1 protein-coding gene is annotated in these 5,903 nt (G+C 71.8%); it reads left to right on the top strand.

Annotation, left to right across the window (positions count from 1 at the left end):
• Nucleotides 1-18: 18 nt before the first annotated feature.
• The coding region (locus AB0B96_RS40655) for an SDR family NAD(P)-dependent oxidoreductase (RefSeq protein ID WP_362907635.1) at nucleotides 19-5,903 on the top strand (5,885 nt) is incomplete at its 3' end.

Here is a 5,903-nt window from a genome sequence, read left to right as displayed (position 1 = left end):
ACGTTGCAGGCGCAGGGTGTGCGGGCGTATCTGGAGCTCGGCCCCGACGGGGTGCTGACCGCGATGGCCCAGGACACGCTGACGACCGACCCGGACCCGACTGCCGCGACGTCCGGTTCTGACGTGGAGCCGGATCCGGACGTGGTGCTGGTGCCGGTACTGCGCAGGGACAGAAACGAGCACGAGTCCGTTACCGAGGCGCTGGCCCGTCTGCACGTACACGGGGTGCCGGTGAACTGGCAGACGGTGCTCCCGCGCGGGCGCCGGGTCGACCTGCCGACCTATCCCTTCGAGCACCAGCGGTACTGGCCCGAGGGGGCAGGCTCCTCGGTGGGCAACGTGGCCGCGGCCGGGCTGGCTACAGCCGGGCACCCGCTGCTGGGCGCGGCGGTGGGCCTGGCCGATTCTGACGGGGTGCTGCTGACCGGGCGGTTGTCGCTCTCGTCGCATCCGTGGCTGGCCGATCACGCGGTGGCCGGGACGGTGATCTTCCCGGGTACCGGGTTCCTCGAGCTGGCGATCCGTGCCGGTGACCAGGTCGGTTGCGACGTGGTCGAGGAGCTCACCCTGGTCGCGCCGCTGGTGCTGGGCGAGAGCGACGCCGTCGCGGTGCAGGTGTGGGTGGGCGCCGAGCAGGAGACGGGCCACCGGAGCGTGAGCGTCTACGCGCGGCCGGCGCAGGCCGCGGACGACGTGCCGTGGATGCGGCACGCGACCGGCACGCTCGCGACCGGGGCTTCCGAGGTCGCACCGTTCGACGCGTCTGTGTGGCCCCCGCAGGGGGCGACCGCCATCGAGGTGGGCGGGCTGTACGAAGGGCTCGCCGCGAGCGGGTTCGAGTACGGCCCGGTGTTCCAGGGGCTGCGGGCGGCCTGGCAGGGCGCCGACGGTGAGGTGTTCGCCGAGATCGTCCTGCCCGAGCAGGCGCAGTCGAGCGCGGGTTCGTTCGGGGTGCATCCGGCGCTGCTGGACGCGGCGCTGCACGCGGTGGCCTTCGCCGGGCTGGACGATTCCGAGGGCGGTCGGCTGCCGTTCTCCTGGAGCGAGGTGAGCCTGCACGCCGGTGGCGCGGCGATGCTGCGCATTCGGATGAGCCGGACCGCTGCCGACTCGGCCACGCTGACGGCGGTGGACGCCGCAGGGGAGCCGGTGCTGTCGGCGCGCTCGCTGGTGCTGCGCCCGTTCTCCCCCGGTCAGCTCGCCGCGGGCGGTGACCACGCGACGGAGCGCGACGGGCTGTTCCGGCTGGAGTGGACCGCGCTCTCCGAAGTCACCGCTGCAGACCCGGCGCCGATGGCGATGGTCGGCTTCGCGGCGTTCGAACCGGGTCTCGCGGGTACGTGGGAGTCGGTCCCGGTTCATCGTGACCTGTCGGCGCTGGCCGAGGCGGGCGCGGTGCCGGGTGTGGTGCTGGCCGAGGTCGAGACCTCGTCGACCGCGGACGCGGTGGCATCGGCGCATCAGGTGACGGCCGGGGTGCTGGGGCTGTTGCAGGAGTGGCTGGCCGATGACCGGTTCGCCGAGTCGCGACTGGTGCTCGTCACGCGGGGCGCGGTCGCGGCGGGTGAGGGTGAGGCGGTCACCGATCTGGCGGCCGCGGCGGTGTGGGGTCTGGTGCGCAGCGCGCAGTCGGAGAACCCGGGCCGGTTCGTGCTGGTGGACGTGGACGAGGAGTCGGTGCGACTCGGTGCGCTGAGCGGATTGCTGGCCGGAGTACTGACCTCCGGCGAGCCGCAGGCGGCGGTGCGCGGAGGTGGGGTCTGGGCGCCGAGGTTGGCGTCGCTGACCTCGGGTGCGGGTCTGTTGCCTCCGTCGGGTACGGCGTGGCGGTTGGGCAGCCGGGCCAAGGGCAGCCTGGACGCGCTGGAGCTCATCTCGTACGCGGAGACGGCCGAGCCGCTGCAGGCCGGTCAGGTTCGGGTCGCGGTGCACGCGGCGGGGGTGAACTTCCGTGACCTGCTGGACGGGCTGAACGCACTCGGCTGGTTCCAGGACAAGGTCGGCCAGATGGGTGGCGAGGCCGCGGGCGTGGTGCTTGAGGTCGGCCCCGGCGTCGAGGACCTGCGCCCGGGGGACCGGGTGGTCTGTCTGACCGAAGGCGCGTTCGGCCCAGTGGTCACCAGCGCCCACGTCCTGTCCAAGATCCCCGACGGCATCTCGTTCGAGCAGGCCGCGACGATCCTGGTGACGTTCCTGACGGCCTACTACGGCCTGATGGACCTGGCCAGGTTGCGGGCGGGCGAGCGGCTGCTCGTGCACGCCGGCACCGGTGGCGTGGGTATGGCGGCGATCCAGCTGGCGCAGCGCCTTGGCGTGGAGGTGTTCGCCACCGCGAGTCCGGCCAAGTGGGAGGTACTGCGTTCCCTGGGCATCCCGGACGACCACATCGCCTCCTCCAGGACTTCGGAGTTCGAGGAGCGCTTCCGCGCTGTGTGCGGTGAGCGGGGCATCGACGTGGTGCTCAACTCGCTGACCGGGGACCTCATCGACGCCTCGGCGCGACTGCTGCGCCCCGGTGGCCGGTTCGTGGAGATGGGCAAGCTCGACATCCGCGACCAGGCACAGTTCCCCGGCCTGGAGTACCACTGGTTCGACATGCTGGACGCCGGCGCCGAGCGGCTGCGGCAGATCCTGGTCGAGCTGATGGAGCTGTTCGCGACCGGTGAGCTGCGGCCGCTGCCGGTCACGGCATGGGACGTGCGCCGGAGCCGCGACGCCTTCCGGTTCATGAGCCAGGCCAGGCACACCGGCAAGATCGTGCTGACCATGCCCCGGCGCTGGGACCCGCAGGGCACGGTGCTCATCACCGGCGGTACGGGTGGTCTGGGTGCGGAGCTGGCCCGGCATCTGGTGTCCGAGCACAAGGTGCGGCACCTGCTGCTGACCAGCCGCCGGGGTCTGGAGGCTCCGGGGGCGGTGGAGCTGCAGGCCGAGCTGATCGCGCACGGCGTCGAGGTCACGGTCGCCGCGTGCGACATGGCCGACCGGGACGCGGCGGCCGGTCTGCTGGCCGGGGTGGATGCCGATCACCCGCTGACCGCGGTGATCCACGCGGCCGGAATCGTGGACGACGGAGCGATCACCTCGTTGACGCCGGAGCGGGTGGACACCGTGCTGCGGCCGAAGGTCGACGCCGCCTGGCATCTGCACGAGCTCACCCGGGACATGGACCTGGCCGGATTCGTGGTGTTCTCCTCGCTCGCCGGACTGATGGGCAACGCGGGTCAGGGCAACTACGCGGCGGCGAACGCCTGGCTGGACGCGCTGATGGTCCAACGGCAGGCGCAGGGGCTTCCGGGGCTGTCGCTCACCTGGGGACTCTGGGCGCAGGCCACCGGGATGACCGGAGGACTGTCACAGGCCAGCGTGGAGCGGATGGCCGCCGCCGGGATGCCGGCGATGACCACCGAACAGGGGCTCGCCCTGTTCGACGCGGCCCTGGGCTCGGACTCACCGCTGGTGGTCCCGGTGCGGTTGAACCTGCCGGCGATGCCCGCTCAGCTGGTGCCGCCGCTGCTGCGCGGCCTGGTGCGCGGCACCCGCCGTACGGCCGCCGCGCTGTCGGCGGCCGGAGGCGGTGGCGCGGGCGAGGCACTGTCGCGGCAGCTGGCCGGCCTGGACCACCCCAAGCAGCTCCAGGTGCTGATCGACCTGGTCCGGGCTCAGGCCGCCGCCGTACTCGGGCACCCGTCGCTGGATTCGGTGGACGTCCGGCGGGAGTTCCGTGAGCTGGGCTTCGACTCGCTGACCGCGCTTGAGCTGCGCAACCGGCTCAACGGCGCCACCGGGTTGCGGCTGCCCTCCACCCTCGTCTTCGACTACCCCACTCCCACCGTGCTCGGCGAGTACCTGCTCAGCGAAGTGCTCGGCGTGCACGGCGACGCGATTCTCCCGGTGGTCGCCACCTCGGTGACCGATGACCCGATCGTCATCGTCTCGATGGCCTGCCGCTACCCCGGAGGGGTGAGCTCTCCGGAGGATCTGTGGCGACTGGTCGCCGAGGGGCAGGACGCCATCTCCCCGCTGCCACGGGACCGAGGCTGGCAGGCACGCGGCGAGCTGGACTTCGACGGTGGATTCCTCGTCGACGCGACCGACTTCGATCCCGGGTTCTTCGGGATCTCGCCGCGTGAGGCGCTGGCGATGGACCCGCAGCAGCGGCTGCTGCTGGAGGCGTCCTGGGAGGCGATCGAGCGAGCGGGGATCGACCCGACCTCGCTGCGCGGCAGCCGTACCGGCGTGTTCGCCGGGGTGATCTACCACGACTACGGGTCGAGCGCCGAGTTCCCGCCGGATGTGATGACCTTCGTCAGTACCGGTAACTCCGGAAGCATCGTCACCGGTCGTGTCGCCTACGCGCTGGGCTTGGAGGGTCCTGCGGTGACGGTGGACACGGCGTGTTCGTCGTCGCTGGTGGCGATGCACATGGCGGCGCAGGCGCTGCGCTCGGGTGAGTGCTCGCTGGCACTGGCCGGTGGTGTGACGGTGATGGCCACGCCGGGGGTGTTCATCGACTTCAGCGCCCAGGGCGGGCTGGCCGCCGATGGGCGGTGCAAGGCGTTCTCCGACACCGCGGACGGTACGAGTTGGTCCGAGGGCGTGGGTGTCCTGGTGCTGGAGCGGCTGTCGGACGCCCGCCGCAACGGCCACGAGGTGCTCGCGGTGATGCGCGGGTCGGCGATCAACCAGGACGGTGCGTCCAACGGCCTGACCGCACCGAACGGTCCCTCGCAGCAGCGGGTGATTCGTCAGGCACTTGCCGGCGCCGGGCTGACCGCCGCCGAGGTGGACGTCGTGGAGGCGCACGGTACGGGGACGACGCTGGGCGACCCGATCGAGGCGCAGGCGCTGCTGGCCACCTATGGTCAGGATCGGCCGGAGGACCGGCCGGTTCTGCTGGGGTCGATCAAGTCGAACATCGGTCACACCCAGGCTGCGGCCGGTGTGGCGGGTGTGATCAAGATGGTCATGGCGATGCGGCACGGGGTGCTGCCTCAGACGTTGCACGTGGACGAGCCGTCGTCGCACGTGGACTGGGCCTCGGGCGCGGTGGAACTGCTGACCGAGGCCAGGGAGTGGCCGGAGGCCGGGCGCCCGTGGCGGGCGGGTGTGTCGTCGTTCGGGATCAGCGGCACCAACGCGCACCTGATCCTTGAGCAGGGACCGGAGGCTCCTGAGGCGGAGTCGCGTGACGAGGATGAGGCTCCGGCCGCGGGTGTGGTGCCGTGGGTGGTGTCGGGCAAGAGCGAGGAGGCACTGCGGGCGCAGGCGGGTCGTCTGGCGTCGTTCATGGACGCGCGCGACGAGCTGGGCCTGGTGGACACGGCGTTCTCGCTGGTGGCGTCGCGGTCGGTGTTCGAGCACCGGGCCGTGGTGGTCGGTGCCGGCCGTGAGGGGTTGTTGGCGGGGCTGGGTGCGGTGGCTTCGGGTGAGTCGGTGCCCGGTGTGGTGTCCGGGGTGGCGGATGTGGATGGGAAGTCGGTGTGGGTGTTCCCGGGTCAGGGGGCGCAGTGGGTGGGGATGGGTGCGCGGTTGTTGGAGGAGTCGGCGGTGTTCGCGGCTCGGATGGCCGAGTGCGCGGCGGCGTTGGAGCCGTTCGTGGACTGGTCGCTGCTGGATGTGGTGCGTCAGAGCGAGGGTGCCTCGTCACTGGATCGGGTGGATGTGGTGCAGCCGACCTCGTTCGCGGTGATGGTGTCGTTGGCGGCGGTGTGGGAGTCGTTGGGTGTTCGTGCGGATGCGGTGGTGGGTCATTCGCAGGGGGAGATCGCGGCGGCGGTGGTGGCCGGCGGGTTGTCGTTGCAGGACGGCGCCCGGGTGGTGGCGTTGCGGAGCCGGTTGATCGGTGAGCGGTTGGCGGGGTTGGGGGCGATGGCGTCGGTGGCGCTGCCGGTCGAGCGGGT

The sequence above is a fragment of the Streptosporangium sp. NPDC049046 genome, assembly GCF_040649155.1.
Taxonomy (GTDB): domain Bacteria; phylum Actinomycetota; class Actinomycetes; order Streptosporangiales; family Streptosporangiaceae; genus Streptosporangium.
Note: the sequence above shows the minus strand (reverse complement) of the source record. Positions and strands in the feature narration are given on the sequence as shown.